This is a genomic window from uncultured Streptococcus sp. (genome assembly GCF_963516575.1).
Classification (GTDB): Bacteria; Bacillota; Bacilli; order Lactobacillales; family Streptococcaceae; genus Streptococcus.
On record NZ_CAUQCP010000015.1, the window covers coordinates 1 to 19,501 of the forward strand.

The following is a 19,501-nucleotide window of genomic DNA, read 5'->3' on the forward strand; positions in this document are numbered from 1 at the left end:
TCGGAACTTTTTTATTATTTAAAAGATTAGTTTACATATCTTTTGTGGCATAAAACATATTTTATCATTATAAGGAGAACGCAGTTTTGGCTCGTTCTTTTTTTGTTGATGATATGCTCTAAACAACCTACACTAGATTGGATATGAAATAGTTTGTGATTACATAATTTATCTTCAGGGAAGTTATGGACATTATCTCAATTTCTGTTATGATAGACATCTCTAACAATTTCCGTTATAACAGACATTGACTTACAAAGTATTTCTTTTCTGAACATATTAGCGTTATAATATAAATGCAGTGTTACACTGTAGAATATTAAGAAAATAGGATACTGTAGGTTTAAAATAAATGTGTAAGATAAATAGTTGGATTAGTAAAAGTTTCAAGTCTGATAAGAACAATATTACATTTCATACAACTGAATGTATATATTTTATAAGAGAGAGGGATGCTTGATTGGGGAAAATCATTCAAAATACAGTTATAAGGATTTTAATAAGAATGAAAGTGTGATATTTCTTTTTCATTAATCTTCTAAATGTATTAAAATCAAGCTTTCCACTTATGTATTCTGCTAATAAACTTCAATACATTTCAATAGATTTTCAAAATTTGGTGGGGATTTTTATTATACTTTGTACGAGCTTTTCAATACCCTATCCCAACCTTTAAAATCCCCTAAGTTATTTACTCAAGGGATTTTTTATCTGCTTTTTTCATACTCAAACAGTCAGTCTAACTGTTTGATTTTCTTTGTGACTAACTCCCTAAAAATAGTAGAATTAGCTACTTTACTGATTTTACAAGATAATAACAAGACCTAAACGTATAATTTATTTAGGTTTACCAATTATGACTTTAACATTATCCAATAAGGTCTAACTCAACCGTCCCCAAAGTTAAATCCTTATGTATTTAATCAGAAAGATTATTTTTCGCATATTTTTTTATGTCTTTGGGATAAAATCCCTTATATTTTTTGAAGCATGTACTAAATTTACTGTGAGAGGAATATCCTACAGCCTCTGCTATATCTTGAATTTTAAGGGTAGAGTTCAGTAGGAGTAATTCCGCCATATTCATTCTCCGTCTTTGAGTATATTCTGTAATTGTGCATTGATATTTTTGCTTAAATAACTTTTTTAGTTTTGTGCCGCTCATAGTGGATATTTTTTCTAAAGTATCCTGTGAGATAGATGTTGCATAATGATCGTCTATATAATTGGCGACATTTTTCAAAGCCTCATCATCGGCAATAGATAGTGGATTGCTGTACTTATTTAAAAAAGAGTCTATTGTAATACTTAACCATTCCTTTGCCTTTGACTCAAAAAAGATTTCAGCAGCAGGAGATGCCATCTTGCAATTAAGGATATCTTTTGCGATTCTTTCTAAAGGCTTGTTTATTATAATGCTGGTATTAAAAAATAAATCTTCATAGTTACAGACTTTATTCTTATAAGAGGACAGGCATTGCTCTATCATGGACTGATTGAAATTTATACCGATTCCTAAATAAGGAGAGTTTTTGTGAAGTATAAACCTAAAGTCTTTAGATTTTTTTGTATTTATAGTATAAAGTGAATTTGAAGAAAGATTTTGATAAGGATTAAAACATTCACCGTTTGCTGTAACTAAATAAGATAAATAAAGGGAATAGAAATTATTCAAACCAGAAAAACTTGTATGGATAATTTCTTTTTTTATGAAAACATCATAAATATCAATAGTGAAATTATCGCCCTCGTAAAACCAATATATGCCTTCTGCATTATCCGTGCTAAAACGGAATTCATGTCCTACAGTGGAGTATTTTGTATTATCGATAGATTCATCTGTAGAAAAAAAGTTTTTAACAAAGTTATAAAAATCACTCATATTATACCTCCGTGCTTTATATTTTATCCCGAATAGACATTATCCCGAATAGACTTATTTAGCCATATCTAATTGATTGAAATCCTCATTTATTATAAAATAAATGATAAATAAAAACAAGAAAAACTATGCGTATTGCAAAAGAGTTTGAAAACAAGCCTCTAAAATCAGTCTAAAAAGGCTATTTATAGGGTTTGCTAATTTTAAAAAAAGGAGGAGTTGTTCAGTGAAGGATAAGAAGAAATCAATACTGAAAAGACTAATGGCTTACGGTGGTGAAAAAAGTTTTTTACTCTATATTGCTATGGTTATGTCTGCTGTATCAGGTGTCATGGTTTTGATGCCTATGGTATATATTCATAGAATTGTAAATAACTTAATTTTAAATGGGATGGTGAATTTTGATTATGTAAAGGAAAATTCAATTTATGCAGCAGTCTTTGCCGTTCTGGGGCTTTTTATATACCTAATAGGTTTAATTTTATCCCATATTTTTGCATTTGAAGTGGAAGATAACATTATTAAGACTTCCGTAACAAAACTAATAAACAAACCGCTTGGGTATTTCGATGACAAAGAAAGCGGAAGGATAAGAAATGTAATTGTGTCCGGAGCGTCTGAAACCCATTCTTTTATAGCGCATCAACTTCCTGATATGGCGATGACCATTATATCGCCAATCGTCCTGCTTGTATTTTTCTTCGTGTTTAACTGGAAGTTAGGACTTGCCAGTATGATACCGATGATTATCGGTATGACATTGATGTCATCTATGATGACAACCGAAACAAAAAAAATGAAGGATGAGTATTATGCAGGACTTTCCGATTTATCTTCTCAGACTGTGGAATATGTTCGAGGAATTCCTGTTGTTAAAACATTTGCACAAAGTGTTGAGAGCTTTGATAAGTTATATTCGTTAATCATAAAAACAAAAGACAATGTACTTAAGCTTACTATGAGTTATACGAATAAAATGTCGTGGTTTGAAACCGTTTCTACATCGACGGCATTTTTCTTGGTACCTGTGGCATTACTCTTAATAAAATTTAATGGAAACTTATCTAATGTAGTTGCAGATTCTGTTATTTACTTCCTAATAGGACCGGCATTTGCTACTTTTATTATGAGAACTGCGACGATTACACAATACAGTTATTTTGCAGAACTTGCTTTAGATAAAATTGAAAATATACTTGAGTTTGATGATTTTGTTTATGGAAATAAAACAAGTTCTGATGTTGGGATAGAGTTTAAAAATGTAAGCTTTTCTTATGAAGATGAAAATGTATTAGACGATATTTCATTTAAGGTGAATAAAGGAGAACGAGTTGCTTTAGTCGGATCATCAGGCAGTGGTAAAACTACTATAGCAAGGCTTGCTGCACGATTTTACGATATTAAAACAGGTGAAATTTATATTGGAGGAATTAATATAAAAGATTTTGAAAAAGAGGCTTTAATGAGAAAAATTGCTTTTGTTTTTCAAAACTCTAAACTATTTAAAATGAGTTTAAGAGATAATCTTTTAATCGGAAAGCCTGATGCAACTAATGAAGAAATTGACAATGCCTTAATCAATTCAGGGTCTAAAGATATTATTAAAAATTTAGATAAAGGACTTGATACTGTTTACGGAACTAAAGGCACATATTTTTCAGGAGGAGAGGCTCAAAGGATTTCTATAGCGAGAGCTTTTTTGAAAGATGCAGATATTATCATTTTAGATGAAGCTACAGCCTTTGCAGATCCTGAAAATGAACATTTGATTCAAGAGTCTTTTAAGAAGCTATCAAAAAACAAGACAACATTGATGATTGCTCATAGATTATCTACAGTAGTAGATGCGGATAAAATTCTTGTTATTGATAAGGGGAAAATTGTAGAAGAAGGCAAGCATTCAGATTTAATCGGTATGAGTGGGCATTACAAAAAACTTTGGGAAGAATATCAAAAATCCGTAAATTGGAAGATAGGAGGTTAAACATATGGTTTCTTATTTTATGAAAAAATATGCGATGTCAGAAAAAGGCGCTCTTAACTTAAAAAAAGCCATATTTTCACACACGCTTGTTAATTTAACTAAATTGTTCGCACCAATGATCGGTTTTATGTTTCTGTTTCAGTATATAGGCATTTTAAAAAGTATTGAGAGTTACAATTTTACTTCTGTTCATTATATTGCACTAATTGTAGTAATGATGATTGTGATGTTCTTAATAGCGAGGTGGGATTATGTAAGACTTTACACCAATGTGTACAACGAGAGTGCAAATTCAAGAATTGAGTTAGCGGAAAAGTTAAAGAAATTACCTCTTTCTTATTTTGGTAAAAGAGATTTGGCAGACCTTGCGGAAACCATGATGAATGACATGAACTTATATGAAACAATTTTTTCTCATGCTGTACCTCATATATATTCAACGGCTATATCCACAAGTATTATTGCTTTAATGCTTATCTTCTATAATTGGAAACTTGCACTTGCAGCCCTTTGGGTAATTCCCATTTCTATTTTGATTATATTTTTATCAAAGAAAAGTCAGAAAAAAATAGTACAAGGCTGGATAGATGATAATCGTAAGGTTTTTGATAATCTACAGGAAAATATAGAGCAGATAGAGCAAATAAAATCTTACAACTTAGAAGATAGGATGTTAAATGATTTTTTTAAAAAATTAAATGCATCCACAAAACAGAAGACGAAAGGTGAAGTTGTAGCCGGAACACTTACAGGAATAGCTGCCGCAATTTTAAAGCTTGGAATTATAAGTGTTGCCGTTATCGGCGTCAACATGCTTATGGCAGGGGAGGTAAGTGCGCTGGTTTATATCGCATTTTTAATGCTTACAGCAAGTATTTATCTTCCTATAGAAGGAATAATCACCTTTATGTCAATGATAGTTATGCTTGATGCGGTTGTAGGGAGAATAAAGGAAATAAAGACCATGCCTGTTCAAAAAGGCAAAAAAGATATTGACATTAAAAATTACGATATTGAGTTCAAGGATGTTTATTTCGGATATGATGATTATTCTGTAATAAATTGTGTGAGCTTTACTGCAAAGCAGGGTGAAATCACTGCGCTAATCGGTTCAAGCGGAAGCGGAAAAACAACTCTCACCAAGCTTGCTGCAAGATTTTGGGATATAGATAAAGGAAAGATTTTGATAGGGGGAGAGGACATCGGTAAAATTGATCCGGAAACACTCCTTAAAAATTTCTCTATCGTTTTCCAAGATGTTACTCTTTTTAATTCAAGCATAAAAGATAATATAAAAATCGGTAAAAAAGATGCTACAGATGAAGAGATTATAAGAGCGGCTAAAATAGCAAGATGTTATGAATTTATAGACAAAATGCCGGATGGAATAGATACAGTAATAGGTGAAAACGGACAAAGACTTTCAGGCGGAGAAAGACAAAGAATCTCAATAGCAAGGGCAATACTAAAAGACGCACCAATCATATTGCTTGATGAGGCTACAGCATCTCTGGATGTTGAAAATGAAAGTCTAATTCAAGAGGCTTTATCCGAACTTATAAAAGAAAAAACGGCAATTGTTATTGCTCATAGATTAAGAACAATAAGAAATGCAAACAAAATCGTTTTATTAAATGCCGGAAAAATAGAAGCGATAGGGACAGATGAAGAACTTTGTAAAAGCTCGGAATTTTATAAAGCAATGCTTAGAAAATCAAATATTCAGTGAAAACTTATTTAGAAGGAAAATATAAAAATGGAAAAATTAAGAATTAAAGATTTAGTTACGATAGGTGTATTTACAGTAATATATTTTGTACTTATGTTTGCTTCGGGAATGATTGGTATTGTACCGATTTTATACTTGGCATACCCTACACTGGCAGGCATTATAACAGGAATAGTTATAATGCTCTTTATGGCAAAAGTTCAAAAATCATGGGGATTATTTATACTTGGGTTGATTTGTAGTCTTTTAGCAATTGCAATGGGAAATACATATGTAATATTGATACATGCTGTAATCAGTATGGCAATTGCGGAACTTTTAAGAAAAAAAGGAGAATATAAATCATTTAAATTTAATATGCTCTCATTTGCCGTATTCAACACTTGGATTTGTGGTTTCCTTATGCAAGTTTTGTTGGCTAAAGACAAGGTTATTAAACTGGCGGAAACAGGCGGTATGGGTCACGATTATATAATGAAGCTCATAGCACTTTTGAATTATCGAAGTATGGTATTAGTATATATCGGTGCTGTTGTCGGCGGGATACTCGGCGCATATATCGGTAAAGTCTTTTTGAAAAAGCATTTCGAAAAAGCTGGTATTGTATAATGCTCGTTTCTTTAGACAATCCATATAATCCCAATCCAATTAGTAAAATTTTAGTAAGTTTTTCACTTGGATTTGCTGTATTTTATAAAGTAAATACCTATTTTGAATGGGGAATTGTGCTTCTTATTTCATTTCTTTTTTTAATGAATGGATTTAAGAAAGAAGCCTTAAAAAACATATCATTTTTTGGGGTTCTTTCTTTGATACCTAATCTTGATGTAATTAGAAATATGAATGCGATTTTAATGATGTTTTTTATGCTATTTGCTGTATGTAAGATGTTTTATCTTCCATTTAGTGCGGGAAGTTTTTTTTTAAAAACATCGGATGTAGGAAGTGTAATATCCTCAATGGATAAAATGAATTTACCTCGTACTGTTTCTATACCAATTGCTGTAATGTTTAGGTTTTTTCCTTCATTTAGGGAAGAAAGTCACAATATAAAACTTGCTATGAAAATAAGGGGTATTACATTTAAAAATCCAATTTCATACATCGAGTATGTAATTGTGCCTTTACTTGTTATGTCTTCTAATATTTCTGATGATATTGCAAAGGCAGCAGAAACAAAATGTATTGAAAATCCTGTTAAAAAAACTAGGTACATATCCGTCAAAACGAAAACAGTTGATTTTGTTTATGTGCTTTCAATACTGATTATGGTTATAGGAGGAGCTTTATGGTAGAAATTGAAAATTTATCTCTATCTTATGGAAATTCTCCTAAAGTTTTAAAAAACATTTCTTTAGATGTAAAAAAAGGCGAATGTGTATTATTTACTGGGAAAAGTGGTAGCGGAAAATCTTCAATTATAAATTCTATCAATGGGTTAGCTGTACGATATGATGGAGCTTCTATGGGTGGTACCATCAGGATTGATAATAAAGATATTAAAAACCTCGAATTATACGAAATATCGCTCTTAGTATCAAATGTATTTCAAAATCCAAAGACACACTTTTTCAATATAAATACTACTCTTGAATTACTTCTCTATTTGGAGAATATAGGACTTTCAAAAAAACAAATGGATGAAAGACTAAATGATATGTTGGATTTGTTTCCGATAGAACATCTTTTAAATAGAGATATTTTTAAGCTTTCGGGTGGAGAAAAGCAGATTTTATGTATTGCTGCAAGTTATATATCTGGAACGGAAATCATTGTTTTAGATGAGCCTTCATCAAATCTTGATGAAGAAAACATTTTAATCATAAAAGAAATGCTTATAAAACTTAAAGATAAGGGGAAAACTCTTATAATCTCAGAACATAGAATATTTTATCTAATGGATATTGTAGATAGAGTTTTTTTGATTAAAGATGGGGAAATACAAAAGGAATATACTCAAATAGATTTTATGAAAATACCGTCTGAAAAGCTAAAGAAGTTAGGTTTAAGAAATAAGAATAGAGTAAAACTTACAGTACCCGAAAATGAAAATAAGGGAAATTTAGAAGTAAAAAACATTGAATTTAAGTTTAATGGCATAGATAAAAAATTGCATTTAAAAGACCTCTCTTTTGAAATGGGAAAAATTTACGGCATAGTAGGAACAAACGGACTTGGTAAATCCACTTTGCTCAGATGCCTTATAGGCTTAGAAAGAAAATCGAAGGATGAAATCTATTTGGACGGCAAAAGACTTTCAAAATCAGATAGGCTAAAAATATCATCCCTTGTAATGCAGGATGTTAATCATCAGCTTTTTACCGATTCTATTGCAAGTGAAGTAGGTCTTGGAATAAAAAATATTGAAAGTAGTTATGTTGAAAATATTCTGAAAAAACTTGATTTATATGAATCAAAAGATCGTCATCCAATGAGCTTGTCAGGTGGACAAAAGCAAAGGGTAGCAATTGCATCTGTACTATGTAAAAAATCTAAACTTATGTTTTTTGATGAGCCTACTAGTGGAATGGATTATTGCAATATGATGAACATATCCCATCTGATCAACGAATGTAAAAGCGATAAGAAAATAATATTCATTGTTTCACATGACCAAGAATTTTTAAATTCGATAGCTGACAATGTTATATATTTGTAAATATCCATAGTGATACTCATATTTGAAAAATCAAAATAAAGGAGATTTAAAGATGTAAGGAGATAAAAATATGAAATATCATGACATGATAATAGAAAATATAAGTGTATGTGAATTTCTTTTATCGTGTGAAAGTAAGATATTTTGTTTAGGAAAATTTTTATGCGTTATTAAATAATATAATAGAAAAAGAATACATTTCTAAAAGAGGACTTTTTACGCCAAAGTGTAGAAGTCCTCCTTTTTTATTATCACTAACGGAAAAGGAGAGAATGGGAGTCGCTTAACCTTATATTCCATTCATAATGGCCGTGCGATTGAGGGGACAAGAGTTCTAACGGGTGATGTTATCGGTGAAACACCAGATAATACAGGTTTGAAAGTTTCTTATCAAAAGTATAAGAACAAGAAAGAAAAATTGGTGTATGTCAATCCTCAATTTTATTTCCCAAAAGTCATTCAACTTCAGACTACTATTTTACCAGCAATTAGTCAGTTTGGTGGGGATGAGTTTGAATGAGCAAAACATATTTATGAGTTTTTGAAATCTCAAGGGCCAAGCGGTGGTAGACACCAGAATAAACCGACTGACTAGGTGGCTTACAGGTTCTGTAAGTCGTCTTTTTTACTTTAATAGTAATGTTTTACATTTTAAGGAGAACGCAGTTTTGGCTCGTTCTCTTTTTTTGTTGTGATACTTCTTTCAAGGAATATTTGATAGGATTTGAGTGAAAAAAGATTAACTAGGAAAGAAGGAAGTATATGGAAGCCATTTATCAACGTGATTCGGATCAAGATGGATTAACTGATGCTCAAGAATTGGCGCTAGGAACCAATCCTCTTAGCGCAGATTCTGATGGTGATGGTCGTTCAGATTTATTGGAAATAGAAGAAGGAACCAATCCCTTAGAAAAGGATTTACAAGACATAGACCAAACAAGTCTAACGGAACCGTCATCAGTATTTATGGAAATGAAACAAAAGATTTCAGATATGATGGAGAGTCACTACAAGGAATTTATACAGGCTCTGATTAGTATTGAAACAGGGATTGAAAACCAACAAGACCTAGAAGACTTATATACTTACTACATGAGAACAGATGCCGTTTCTCTTTTGTCTAGTGATTTAGAAACCAGTCCTCAAGAGGTTGAAATGGAGATAGAGTTGTAGGGGAATCATGTGATTCTCCTATTTTCGTATAGATGAAAGGAGCGAGTATGGAAGTAATGGAAGTAATGCAATTATTGGCTATGTTTCGTGGAACAATTCCCAAAGATAGAGAGAAAATGGACTTATTCCTTCGTTATCAAGCGCAACATTTTGATGAGAAATGGCAGGACTTGGTAGAGAGTTTTTTGACTGAAGAGGGCAAGATAGAAGAGATACCTCAAGTCTATTCTTTTCATCAAGATATTGTTTCTTTCCTAGAGGCCAGTTCTGAAAATAATGACCAAGATTTAGAAAGTTACACAAGAAATTTTGGGCAAGCGGGTCTAAGTAAATTATCTCAATTAAGTAATTTTGAAAAAAACTTGGTGCTAGAAGTCGCAACCTATAACCTTTCCACTCGATTTTACATCAAATCTGAAAAAGAGAAGCTAACACCATTAAGTGAGCTTGTATGTCATCAGAAACAGGATGTCAATTTAGTCAATGTCTATCGGGTTGCGAATAATCTATCTGACCGCATTAGTAGAGATATAGAGGAGTTTCTTCTAATGGTTGATTCCAAAGAACTAGAAAAAGAGGTTCTTGAGATTCATTTTGAAGAAAAAGAGGGAGATGTTCTAGCCTATTTGGGTTCAGAATTGATGGCTACTTTAAATACCGTTACGGATCTTGTCCATCATGAAGAAAACTACACACAACTCCCACTGACACAAAAGCTGAAGATTATTACTCATTTTGATGATGTAAAGGCTAAAAGAGAAAAGTCTAAGCAAGTAGAGGAAGCAGTCTTACCTTTAGATAATATTGGCCAGGTAGAAGAAAATGTGGAAGTTCATTCCCTATCTAAAGTAGATAAAATTGTAGAAGAAGCTTTGCTTGAATATCCAATCGGTTCACAAGTCAGTTATAAAGGACAAGTATTTCAATTGGTTTCGATTGAAAATGCACAGTTAAATGACTTAGTTCGCCTAGAGCTATTCAATGATTCCGACCAGTTATTTGAAGAGAATCCTATCTTATACTTGAACAGTTTGGAAGAGATTGAACAAGTATTGTCTCTGGTAGAACTTGAAAAAGAAGATTCAGAGATTGAGATTGAATCACCAAGTGAAAGCCAGGAAATAGATTTGTTTTCCTATCTGGAAGAGGATAATGAAAAGGAAAAGGATAAGGAAACAAAACCTTTAATTTCAGGTATAGAAGAGACGGATGTCCCCGTTCAAGATTTTGTTTTTCCAGATGATTTAGAGGACTTTTATCCTAAGACAAATCGAGAAAAAATTGAAACGAATATCGCCGCAATTGATCTTGTTAAAAGATTAGAAAAAGAGAGACGACAAGCAAATCCAGAAGAACAAGAACTACTAGCCAAGTATGTCGGATGGGGTGGCCTTGCCAATGAATTTTTTGATGAACTCAATCCAAAGTATGAAACAGAACGTTTAACTCTCAAGAGCTTAGTAAGCAAATCAGAATACTCGACCATGAAACAAAGTTCTCTCACAGCCTATTATACAGACCCAATGATTATTCGCCAGATTTGGCAAAAATTACTGGCTGATGGTTTTGAAGGAGGAAGGATTTTAGATCCTTCTATGGGGACTGGGAACTTCTTTGCGGCGATGCCTAGAAGTATACGAGAGAGGTCAGAACTCTATGGAGTTGAATTAGACAGCGTGACAGGCGCAATCGCAAAACAACTCCACCCCAATACCCATATTGAAGTGCGAGGATTTGAAGAAGTTCCCTATCAAAATAATAGTTTTGATTTAGTCTTAACGAATGTTCCATTTGGAAATTTTCGCATTGCAGATAAAAACTATGATAAACCTTATATGATTCATGATTACTTTGTCAAACACTCACTTGATTTAGTAAGAGATGGAGGACAAGTTTCGATTATCTCTTCTATTGGCACAATGGATAAACGGACAGATAATGTCTTACAAGAGATTAAATCCAACACTCATTTTTTAGGGGGAGTTCGGTTGCCGGATACGGCTTTTAAAAAGATTGCAGGTACTCGAGTGACTACAGATCTCCTCTTCTTTCAAAAGGATCAAGCAAAGAATCTTAATGAAGAGGAACTTGTTTTTAGTGGTTCTATTCCCTTTGAGGAGGATAAGCGTGTCTGGATCAATCCTTATTTTGATGGGAAATACAATACACAAGTTTTGGGTGAATATGAGGTTCGTAATTTTAATGGAGGAACCCTCAATGTTAAGGGGGAATCAGAAACATTCACTACTGACATTATGGAAGCATTAGAGAATGTGGAGGCACCTAAACCAATTGACAATTCTTTGAAAGAACCTGTTTTTATCCAAGAAAAAGTGGATCATTCTATCCCAAGTCGTATTCGTGAGAACTTAGCGCTCTATTCTTTTGGATATGAGGGAAATCAAATTTATTACCGAGATACGCATGGCATTCGGAAAAGTTCAAAAGTGGACGAAATTAGTTATTATGTAGACGAGAAGGGAGATTTTAGAGCCTGGGACAGTTCTTTGTCTGTACATAAAATAGATCGATTCGTGCAACTTCATTTGACAGATGAGGAAGCACTAGATGTATACAAGTCAGAAGAAGCGAGTAAAAGAGGGAAATATAAGGGCTTGTTCAAAAAAACGGTCTTTTATGAAAGTCCCTTATCGGATAAGGACATTAGTCGCATTAAGGGAATGGTTGATTTAAGAGAGACCTATCAATCCTTAATTGAAATTCAACGCCATCAAGATTATAGTAGAACAGATTTTCAGGTATTACTTAGTAAACTCAATCGTAACTATGACCGTTTTGTAAGTCAATTTGGATACTTGAATGCCTCAGTCAATCGGAACTTATTTGATAGTGACGATAAGTATTCTTTACTAGCAAGTTTAGAAGATGAATACATCGATTCTAAAGACCAGAAAGTAAAATATAAAAAATCTTTAGCCTTTGAGAAAGCATTGGTTAGGCCGGAGAAAGTGATTACAAGAGTATCAACAGCTTTAGATGCCTTAAACTCCAGTTTATCGGATGGTAGAGGGGTTGATTTAGACTATATGGTATCAATTTATCCCGAACATAGCCAAGCTGCTATTTTAGATGAGTTAGGAGACCAGATTTTAATGGATCCAGAAAGCTATTTAAGAGGGGAAAGAAAATACCTTTCTAAGAATCAGTTTTTATCAGGAGACATTCTCAATAAGATAGAAGTAGTTCAACTATTAGTAGAGGAAAACAACCAAGAATATGACTGGTCCCATGCTTTAGATTTGTTAGAATCTGTTCGCCCTCCACGGATTCATCTGGCAGATATTGAGTTTAAAATAGGCTCACGTTGGATCCCTCAATCCGTTTATGGTAAATTTGCCTTTGAATGTTTTACCAATCGTGAATTTGAATTGTCTTCGTCAGAGGTTGCACAGGTCATTGAAGTGAATCCTGTTGATGGGCAGATTCATTTACGGACATCATTTGCTTATCGCTATCCAAGTGCCAAAGATAGTAGTCTTGGAGTCAGTGGCTCACGTTATGATACAGGAAGAAAGATTTTTGAGAATTTACTAAATTCAAACCAACCGACGATTACCATGACTGTTACGGAAGGAGAAAAGAAAAAGGCCATCACAGATTTGGAAAAAACTTCGGTTCTAAGAGCGAAAGAGCAGCATTTACAAGAGCTCTTTCAAGAATTTGTCTCACGGTATCCAGAAGTCCAACAAGTCATTGAAGAAAGCTATAATCGTCTTTATAATCGAACGGTTAGTCGAGAGTATGACGGTAGCCATCTAGTCATTGATGGCTTGGCACAAAACATCAGTCTTCGTCCTCACCAAGAGAATGCCATTCAAAGAATCGTAGAAGAAAAAAGAGCCTTATTAGCTCATGAGGTAGGTTCAGGAAAGACTTTGACTATGCTTGGTGCTGGCTTTAAATTAAAGGAGTTGGGGATGGTTCATAAGCCCTTGTATGTGGTGCCCTCTAGTTTGTCTGCTCAATTTGGCCAAGAAATCATGAAATTTTTCCCTACTAAAAAAGTCTTTGTGACCACTAAGAAAGATTTTGTGAAGGCGAGAAGAAAACAATTTGTGTCACGTATTATTACAGGAGATTACGATGCCATTGTCATTGGGGATTCTCAATTTGAAAAAATCCCTGTCAGTAAGGAAAGACAGATGAATTATATCGAGGATAAACTCAATGAACTACGAGAGATTAAAACACATTCTGAAAACAAGTATACTGTCAAAGAAGCGGAACAATCAATAAGTGGTCTAGAGAAACAATTGGAAGAACTCCAACGTTTCAATCGTGATAGTTTTATTGATTTTGAGAACTTAGGAATTGATTTTCTCTTTGTGGATGAAGCACATCACTTTAAAAATATTCGTCCCATTACTGGACTTGGAAATGTAGCAGGGATTACCAATACAACCTCTAAGAAGAACGTGGATATGGAAATGAAGGTTCGACAGATTCAGGAAGAACATGATTTTAAAAATATTGTCTTTGCGACAGGAACACCTGTTTCCAATTCTATTAGTGAGTTATATACTATGATGAACTATATTCAACCAGATATCTTAAAACGCTATCAAGTTGATTATTTTGACTCTTGGGTAGGTGCTTTTGGAGAAATTCAAAACTCTATGGAATTAGCTCCTACAGGGGATAAGTACCAACCTAAGAAACGATTTAAAAAGTTTGTCAATCTACCTGAGTTGATGAAAATATATAAAGAAACAGCCGACATTCAAACACAAGATATGTTGGATTTACCTGTTCCAGAAGCTCATATTATCCCTATTGAGAGTGAGTTAACTGAAAACCAGAAACTCTATTTAGAAGAATTAGTTATGAGGTCAGATGCTGTCAAATGTGGAACAGTTGATCCGAGCCAGGATAACATGTTAAAGATAACAGGTGAGGCACGGAAACTAGCTATTGATATGCGTTTATTGGACTCTAGCTATAGTCTAGCAGACAATCATAAACTGCTTCAGGTAGTGGATAATGTTGAGAGAATTTATCGTGAGGGAATGGAAAATAAGGCTACTCAGATGATTTTTTCAGATATTGGAACACCTAAGAAAAAGGACAATGGCTTTGATGTTTATTCTGAGATTAAGGCTTTATTAGTTGATAGAGGAATCCCTAGTAAGGAAATTGCCTTTGTACATGATGCCAATAGTGATGAAAAGAAGAATAGTTTGTCTCGAAAGGTCAATGCAGGAGAAGTTCGAATCTTACTTGCCTCAACTGAAAAAGGAGGAACAGGTTTAAATGTTCAGAGCAAGATGAAAGCAGTTCATCATCTGGATGTACCGTGGAGACCAAGTGATATTGCGCAACGCAATGGACGGATTATCCGACAGGGAAATGAAAACAAGGAAGTGGATATTTACCACTATATTACCAAAGGTTCGTTTGATAATTATCTATGGGCAACTCAGGAGAACAAACTCCGTTATATTAAGCAAATTATGACTTCTAAGGAGCCGATTCGTGCTGCAGAAGACATTGATGAGCAGACCATGACAGCTTCTGATTTTAAGGCACTAGCAACAGGTAATCCTTATCTAAAATATAAGATGGAACTAGAGAATGATCTAACTCTATTAGAAAATCAAAGACGCGCCTTTCAACGTAGCAAGGATCACTATCGTCATACAGTCTCTTACTGTGAAGAAAATATCCCCATTCTTGAGAAACGATTAAGCAAGTATGAAGGCGACATTCAACAGTCTGAAATGTCGAAAGACCAGGCATTTTCTATGACAGTAGGCAAACAAGCTTTTGAGCAACGAGCTGAAGCAGGGGAATCCCTACACCGTCTTATCCGTCATAATCAAGCTGACAGCAAAGAATTTCGAACCCTAGCTAGTTATCGAGGATTTGACATTAAAATGCTTAGTCTTCCAACAAATCAACCTCTTCCTGAAACCTTCTCTGTTAAGATTGTAGGAGAAAATCAGTATTCTGTCAGTTTAGATTTGTATTCTCCTTTGGGGACAATTCAAAGGCTTCAGCATACGATTGATCACATTAAGGAGGACCAAGTGAAAACTCAGAGCTTATTGGATGAATTAAAGGATAAATGGACTACTGCTAAGGTAGAAATTGAGAAAAATTTTCCAAAGGAAGAGGATTATCAAATTAAAAAGGCCGAATACGATGTACTCGCGCCATTGATTGAAACAGAAACGGATTTAGATATTATTGATCAAGCCTTAAGGCAATTCCACGAAAAAGGAAAAGAAAAGCAAGAACAACTTTCTTTTGAATTAGATTAAAAAATATATATAAATAGCGGACAAAAAAAGAAAAGCGCGGTAGAATAAAGATAGAAAGAAACGAGGTAACGATTATGATGGAAGATACCTACTATCAGTTAGAAGAGGCCTTGGTACAGGGATTTCAAACGCCTGAAGAATACCAAGCCTACAAGGAGTTAAAGGAACATTATGAGGAAGTGACGGGGGATTACAGTTTTTCTATACGAGAACTCACTAGCCAATTGGAAATCGCACTTCAGAATCAACGAGATGTGGAGTTTGAAGAACATGAAAAAGAGGATTATTTGGACTTGGTTCAAAAATTAGAAGAGTTTGATTCCTCTCTTGCCACCCATTATCGTCAATTGATTGACTAGAAAGGAGAAAGTCATGAATGATTTACTCCTTATCCCAGTAATTTTTTTAGCAGTAGGAGGAATTCTCATTCTTTTATGGAGACTCTTTCTTATTGCCAGTGGACTTTTCCTGATTGGTTTTGTCAGTTTTCTTATTTTCGTGGAGGGCTATGGAATTTATCTGTTCTTTACTGAACCTACTTTATACTTTGATGATTTCAGACAACATGGTTTAACTAGTTTTACGGCTGTGTACCTTTTCATCAATCTAATGTTGTTTCTAGGATTCAGTTGGCATTTCATAAAGTCCAAAAATAAGGAAAATATGTAAACTTGTTATCCGGTTAAAAGACTTTATCTGAATCTAAATTCGGATAAGGTTTTTTATTTGCCTTGATTCTTTCATATACTTCATAGCTAAATTGGAGCAATAATTTATGAAAATCATTATCCTCACTATTATTACTTGTATTTATGGCTTGTTTATGTCGTTCAATATGAGAAAGAGCTCTTCTCAAATTTTCTTCTTTTAATTTGTTCATATTTATATTATAAACTGAAGACAGCTAGTTTTGATATTTTTCTCTGAACTGTACGATTTTGCGCCTGAAATATAGGAATTACCCTGCGTTGTGATGTGATAAAACTTACAAGTTCTTTTTGTTATTCTTGACCTAGTTTTTATAGAAAGAAGGTCTAAGATGTTAAATAAAGTCAAAACTAAAGCCTTAATTAGTGTTGGAGCAGTAGCCGCAACTAGCTTTATTCTCATGATGGGATATACTGCTGGTCAACATTCTACTGCTAAACAAAGTCGTAAAGAGATTGAATTGGCTGCAGCTAAACTTGTAGAAGACAAACAAGCAGAAGATAAGGCAAGTATTTTGTCATCGGATACTGTAAAAGAATTTTTGACACAGTATTATACGAAAGAAAAGCTCGGAGAAAATAATACACGTATTCAACCTTATATGACTGAATCGGCATATTCTCAAGAATTGACAAGTCAAAACGATGCCATGAACCAAGTGTATAAGGACTATATTTTGGATTATCATTTTGAAAAAGCTGATATCTTTGTCAATCAGACTACGAATCAAGCCATTGCCATGGTCTCTTATAATGTAACATATGTATCCGATTTAAAGAATGCCAACCAATCAAAGACCAATCAGACAGAAACAAGAACGGTTAAATTGTCCTATTCTAAACTACCTGGTAAGTTATTGGTCAATCAAGTGCAGGTTTGGAAATCTGGGTTAGATGATTTAGATAAGGCAACTCCTAAAACTTTAGAAGAATCATCATCAATACCATCACTGCCAAATACTACGACAAAATGATGATATTGCATGGAAATAGAAGAATGTAAGCAAATCTCAATTCTTGATGTAGCCAATCGATTAGGTATCTCCTTTAAACAAGTTTCTAGCAGTGTCTATGAACATCCTGAACACGATTCATTCCGGATTTTTTCAACTACCAATACTTTTAAATGGTTTTCAAGAGATATTCAAGGTGATGTCATTGATTTTGTTCGACTTGTTAAGGGAATTTCCTTTAAAGAAACTCTAGCTTTTCTTTCTGAAGAACCTTTTCAAAAAGAAGCTGTTCAAGAAAAAAGAGAGAGACCATTTTATTATCCTTTAAAGAGAATAGAAGATTCTAACTGTGGTCTGGCCAGATATTACTTAACAGAATGTAGAGGAATTTCAGAAGAAATCATACAAAAGATGATTCAACAAGGTTTGATGGCACAAGCCAGTTGGAAAACAAATGAAACTGTTGAACCTGTTATTGTTTTTAAAAGCTTTGATCATCGTCACAAACTGCAGGCAGCAAGCTTACAAGGGATTTATAAGAATCCCGCTCTTTCTAGAAAGAGGTTAAAAACGATTCTAAAAGGAAGCCATGGACATATTGGAATATCCTTTGACATTGGTAAACCAAATAGACTGGTCTTTTGTGAATCGTTCATCGACTTGATGAGCTATTACGAACTGCATCAACAAAGTCTATCAGATGTTCGTTTGGTATCTATGGAGGGATTAAAAAGGTCTGTTGTCGCTTATCAAACTTTACGACTGATAGCTGAAGAAAATCAGAAGTTGGAATTTTTAGATACAGTAATACCTTCAAAGTTATTGCCTTTAATCAATACAATTCGTGATACAACCAGCTATTTTGATAATCATCCAGATTTATTGACACTTGCGGTAGATTGTGATGATGCAGGAAAAGATTTTTCTGATAAGTTATCTCAATCAGGATTTCCTGTTTTCCTAGATTTACCTGATAATGAATCTGGGAAAGTAAAGATAGACTGGAACGATATTCTTAGAGAAAAGAAATCAGATTTACAATGTATGCTTGAAACTGTAAAAGAGACATTGGGGAATCAACCAGTAAGACAAATCTCTCAATGTTTAGAATTGTGATAACAAAATCAAGATGTTTTAGCTAATATTAAAATGAAGGAGGATCGTATATGACCATTATTGAACGCCTAGAAGAAAAGGTCACTAGGCAAGAAAACAAGGTAGCAAGAGAGACAGAAAAACTCGCTGCTTACAAAGAGCAACTGGAGACAGCGATGTTTGCGACGTTCAAAAGGCGTCAAAGCATCAGTCAGATGAGTTTTGAAGAAGCTCTTGACCATGCCTTCGGTAGAGAAAGACAATTCGATGATTCTGAATTTAGAAAGGATGAAATGAGTGAATGACAAAAGATTGGAATTTTAATCAACCATTAGAAAGTAAATCAGAAAATCAAGTGGATTCAGATAAAATTGCGGCCTTATTTGGAAATCATCAAGGAGGTAATGATGTAAACTATGAAGCAGCTTTTCAAAAGCGAAAACAAGCACCTGTGACGGAATCGAATTCTAGTTCTAAACCCAAAGTTACAGAGGTTAGAACAGGAAAAGAGACAGATATCACTACAAGTTATCAGCAACATCTTAAAAGACTTATTGCGGATAACAATAGCGATATTCAAAGCAGTCAAAAGAAAATTGAAGAGCTACATACGTTGATTGACACAAAGAATAAAGATAATAAGAAATTGCAGTCCATTTATGATGCGATTTCGGAATTACACTAAGCAGTCTTAAAAGGCTGCTTTTTTTGAGAGGTTATAGATGTTTACAACATTTTTTAAGAAAAAACAAGACAATAGTGATGTATTTAAGAAGCTAATTCATAGACTATCTGATATGCCCGTCCAAAATCTTGAAAAAATTGACAGACTGTTAGATATCATTTTCACTCCAGATCAAGAATCAGAACAAGTAAAAACAGAATCAATTTATAGGGAAGAAACATTGGACGACACATTAAAGGAAGCTAAAAATCAACTTCATAAGGAACAATTGGAGAAGAATTTAGAGAGATTTAGGAAAAATAGTCAATAACGCACCAAAATTGGTGCGTTAAATTTTTCTAAATGTTATAATG

At 33.6% G+C, this 19,501-nt stretch carries 16 protein-coding genes and 1 pseudogene; 15 read left to right on the forward strand and 2 right to left on the reverse strand.

The genetic code is table 11. The features are described 5' to 3' along the window. Positions 1-919: 919 nt before the first annotated feature. A complete protein-coding gene (locus tag RWM06_RS03790) occupies positions 920-1,882 on the reverse strand; it encodes an AraC family transcriptional regulator (RefSeq protein ID WP_313970178.1) in 963 nt (320 codons plus the stop codon). 226 nt (positions 1,883-2,108) lie between these two features. On the opposite strand from RWM06_RS03790, the gene RWM06_RS03795 reads away from it, so the two are divergent. The 10 genes and pseudogenes from RWM06_RS03795 to RWM06_RS03840 all read left to right on the forward strand — a co-directional run bounded on the left by RWM06_RS03795 (position 2,109) and on the right by RWM06_RS03840 (position 16,377). Next, positions 2,109-3,866 (forward strand): ABC transporter ATP-binding protein, encoded by a 1,758-nt coding sequence (locus tag RWM06_RS03795; protein WP_313970179.1) that lies wholly within the window; start codon positions 2,109-2,111, stop codon positions 3,864-3,866. 4 nt (positions 3,867-3,870) lie between these two features. Further along, the gene (locus RWM06_RS03800; protein ID WP_313970180.1) at positions 3,871-5,595 is read left to right on the forward strand and encodes an ABC transporter ATP-binding protein; all 1,725 of its coding nucleotides are present in this window, start codon (positions 3,871-3,873) and stop codon (positions 5,593-5,595) included. 21 nt (positions 5,596-5,616) lie between these two features. Beyond that, positions 5,617-6,204 carry an MptD family putative ECF transporter S component gene (locus RWM06_RS03805; RefSeq protein WP_049510000.1) on the forward strand — a complete coding sequence of 196 codons (588 nt, stop codon included), beginning with the start codon at positions 5,617-5,619 and terminating at the stop codon, positions 6,202-6,204. Further along, complete coding sequence (locus RWM06_RS03810; protein ID WP_162837406.1) at positions 6,201-6,890, forward strand: energy-coupling factor transporter transmembrane component T; 690 nt, start codon at positions 6,201-6,203, stop codon at positions 6,888-6,890. The genes RWM06_RS03805 and RWM06_RS03810 overlap by 4 nt, the downstream gene beginning before the upstream one ends. Further along, on the forward strand, positions 6,884-8,254 hold the full coding sequence (locus RWM06_RS03815; RefSeq protein ID WP_048773348.1) for an ABC transporter ATP-binding protein: 1,371 nt from the start codon (positions 6,884-6,886) through the stop codon (positions 8,252-8,254). The genes RWM06_RS03810 and RWM06_RS03815 overlap by 7 nt, the downstream gene beginning before the upstream one ends. Before the next feature lie 247 nt (positions 8,255-8,501). Further along, positions 8,502-8,771: pseudogene (locus RWM06_RS03820) on the forward strand (CHAP domain-containing protein); the annotation flags it as partial. Positions 8,772-9,016: 245 nt separating this feature from the next. Beyond that, positions 9,017-9,427, forward strand: a complete 411-nt coding sequence (locus RWM06_RS03825) for a thrombospondin type 3 repeat-containing protein (RefSeq protein ID WP_049510505.1) — start codon at positions 9,017-9,019, stop codon at positions 9,425-9,427. Between the two features lie 56 nt (positions 9,428-9,483). Further along, on the forward strand, positions 9,484-15,708 hold the full coding sequence (locus RWM06_RS03830; RefSeq protein ID WP_313970192.1) for a DEAD/DEAH box helicase family protein: 6,225 nt from the start codon (positions 9,484-9,486) through the stop codon (positions 15,706-15,708). Positions 15,709-15,782: 74 nt separating this feature from the next. Then, positions 15,783-16,067, forward strand: coding sequence for a DUF5962 family protein (locus RWM06_RS03835; RefSeq protein ID WP_048769522.1), 285 nt, complete (start codon positions 15,783-15,785; stop codon positions 16,065-16,067). A 13-nt stretch (positions 16,068-16,080) separates the two neighbouring features. Continuing rightward, positions 16,081-16,377 carry a DUF5966 family protein gene (locus RWM06_RS03840; protein ID WP_048769523.1) on the forward strand — a complete coding sequence of 99 codons (297 nt, stop codon included), beginning with the start codon at positions 16,081-16,083 and terminating at the stop codon, positions 16,375-16,377. A gap of 13 nt (positions 16,378-16,390) precedes the next feature. Here the strand turns inward: RWM06_RS03840 and RWM06_RS03845 are convergent, their stop codons facing one another. Next, positions 16,391-16,588: a hypothetical protein gene (locus tag RWM06_RS03845; RefSeq protein ID WP_004249782.1), complete on the reverse strand. Its 198-nt coding sequence runs from the start codon at positions 16,586-16,588 to the stop codon at positions 16,391-16,393. A 159-nt stretch (positions 16,589-16,747) separates the two neighbouring features. Here RWM06_RS03845 and RWM06_RS03850 point away from each other — a divergent pair, with 159 nt between their 5' ends. Genes RWM06_RS03850 through RWM06_RS03870 form a run of 5 tightly spaced genes read left to right on the forward strand, consistent with a single transcriptional unit; the run spans position 16,748 to position 19,458 of the window. Then, entirely contained in the window at positions 16,748-17,389 is a 642-nt protein-coding gene (locus RWM06_RS03850; RefSeq protein ID WP_173876169.1) for a peptidylprolyl isomerase, read from the forward strand. Positions 17,390-17,398: 9 nt separating this feature from the next. Continuing rightward, entirely contained in the window at positions 17,399-18,484 is a 1,086-nt protein-coding gene (locus RWM06_RS03855) for a toprim domain-containing protein (RefSeq protein WP_313970181.1), read from the forward strand. A 50-nt stretch (positions 18,485-18,534) separates the two neighbouring features. Further along, on the forward strand, positions 18,535-18,768 hold the full coding sequence (locus tag RWM06_RS03860; protein ID WP_313970182.1) for a DUF5965 family protein: 234 nt from the start codon (positions 18,535-18,537) through the stop codon (positions 18,766-18,768). Next, positions 18,765-19,148 (forward strand): DUF5945 family protein, encoded by a 384-nt coding sequence (locus tag RWM06_RS03865; protein ID WP_313970183.1) that lies wholly within the window; start codon positions 18,765-18,767, stop codon positions 19,146-19,148. The genes RWM06_RS03860 and RWM06_RS03865 overlap by 4 nt, the downstream gene beginning before the upstream one ends. Positions 19,149-19,185: 37 nt before the next feature. Continuing rightward, entirely contained in the window at positions 19,186-19,458 is a 273-nt protein-coding gene (locus tag RWM06_RS03870) for a hypothetical protein (RefSeq protein ID WP_313970184.1), read from the forward strand. Positions 19,459-19,501 lie beyond the last annotated feature (43 nt).

What these genes read in the sequence shown, in the direction of transcription:
- RWM06_RS03825 (WP_049510505.1), top strand. Translation starts at nt 9,017, where the DNA reads ATGGAAGCCATTTATCAACGTGATTCGGATCAAGATGGATTAACTGAT.
- RWM06_RS03835 (WP_048769522.1), top strand. Translation starts at nt 15,783, where the DNA reads ATGATGGAAGATACCTACTATCAGTTAGAAGAGGCCTTGGTACAGGGA.
- RWM06_RS03830 (WP_313970192.1), top strand. Translation starts at nt 9,484, where the DNA reads ATGGAAGTAATGCAATTATTGGCTATGTTTCGTGGAACAATTCCCAAA.
- RWM06_RS03845 (WP_004249782.1), bottom strand. Translation starts at nt 16,588, where the DNA reads ATGAACAAATTAAAAGAAGAAAATTTGAGAAGAGCTCTTTCTCATATT.
- RWM06_RS03865 (WP_313970183.1), top strand. Translation starts at nt 18,765, where the DNA reads ATGACAAAAGATTGGAATTTTAATCAACCATTAGAAAGTAAATCAGAA.
- RWM06_RS03860 (WP_313970182.1), top strand. Translation starts at nt 18,535, where the DNA reads ATGACCATTATTGAACGCCTAGAAGAAAAGGTCACTAGGCAAGAAAAC.
- RWM06_RS03855 (WP_313970181.1), top strand. Translation starts at nt 17,399, where the DNA reads ATGGAAATAGAAGAATGTAAGCAAATCTCAATTCTTGATGTAGCCAAT.
- RWM06_RS03790 (WP_313970178.1), bottom strand. Translation starts at nt 1,882, where the DNA reads ATGAGTGATTTTTATAACTTTGTTAAAAACTTTTTTTCTACAGATGAA.
- RWM06_RS03815 (WP_048773348.1), top strand. Translation starts at nt 6,884, where the DNA reads ATGGTAGAAATTGAAAATTTATCTCTATCTTATGGAAATTCTCCTAAA.
- RWM06_RS03840 (WP_048769523.1), top strand. Translation starts at nt 16,081, where the DNA reads ATGAATGATTTACTCCTTATCCCAGTAATTTTTTTAGCAGTAGGAGGA.
- RWM06_RS03850 (WP_173876169.1), top strand. Translation starts at nt 16,748, where the DNA reads ATGTTAAATAAAGTCAAAACTAAAGCCTTAATTAGTGTTGGAGCAGTA.
- RWM06_RS03800 (WP_313970180.1), top strand. Translation starts at nt 3,871, where the DNA reads ATGGTTTCTTATTTTATGAAAAAATATGCGATGTCAGAAAAAGGCGCT.
- RWM06_RS03870 (WP_313970184.1), top strand. Translation starts at nt 19,186, where the DNA reads ATGTTTACAACATTTTTTAAGAAAAAACAAGACAATAGTGATGTATTT.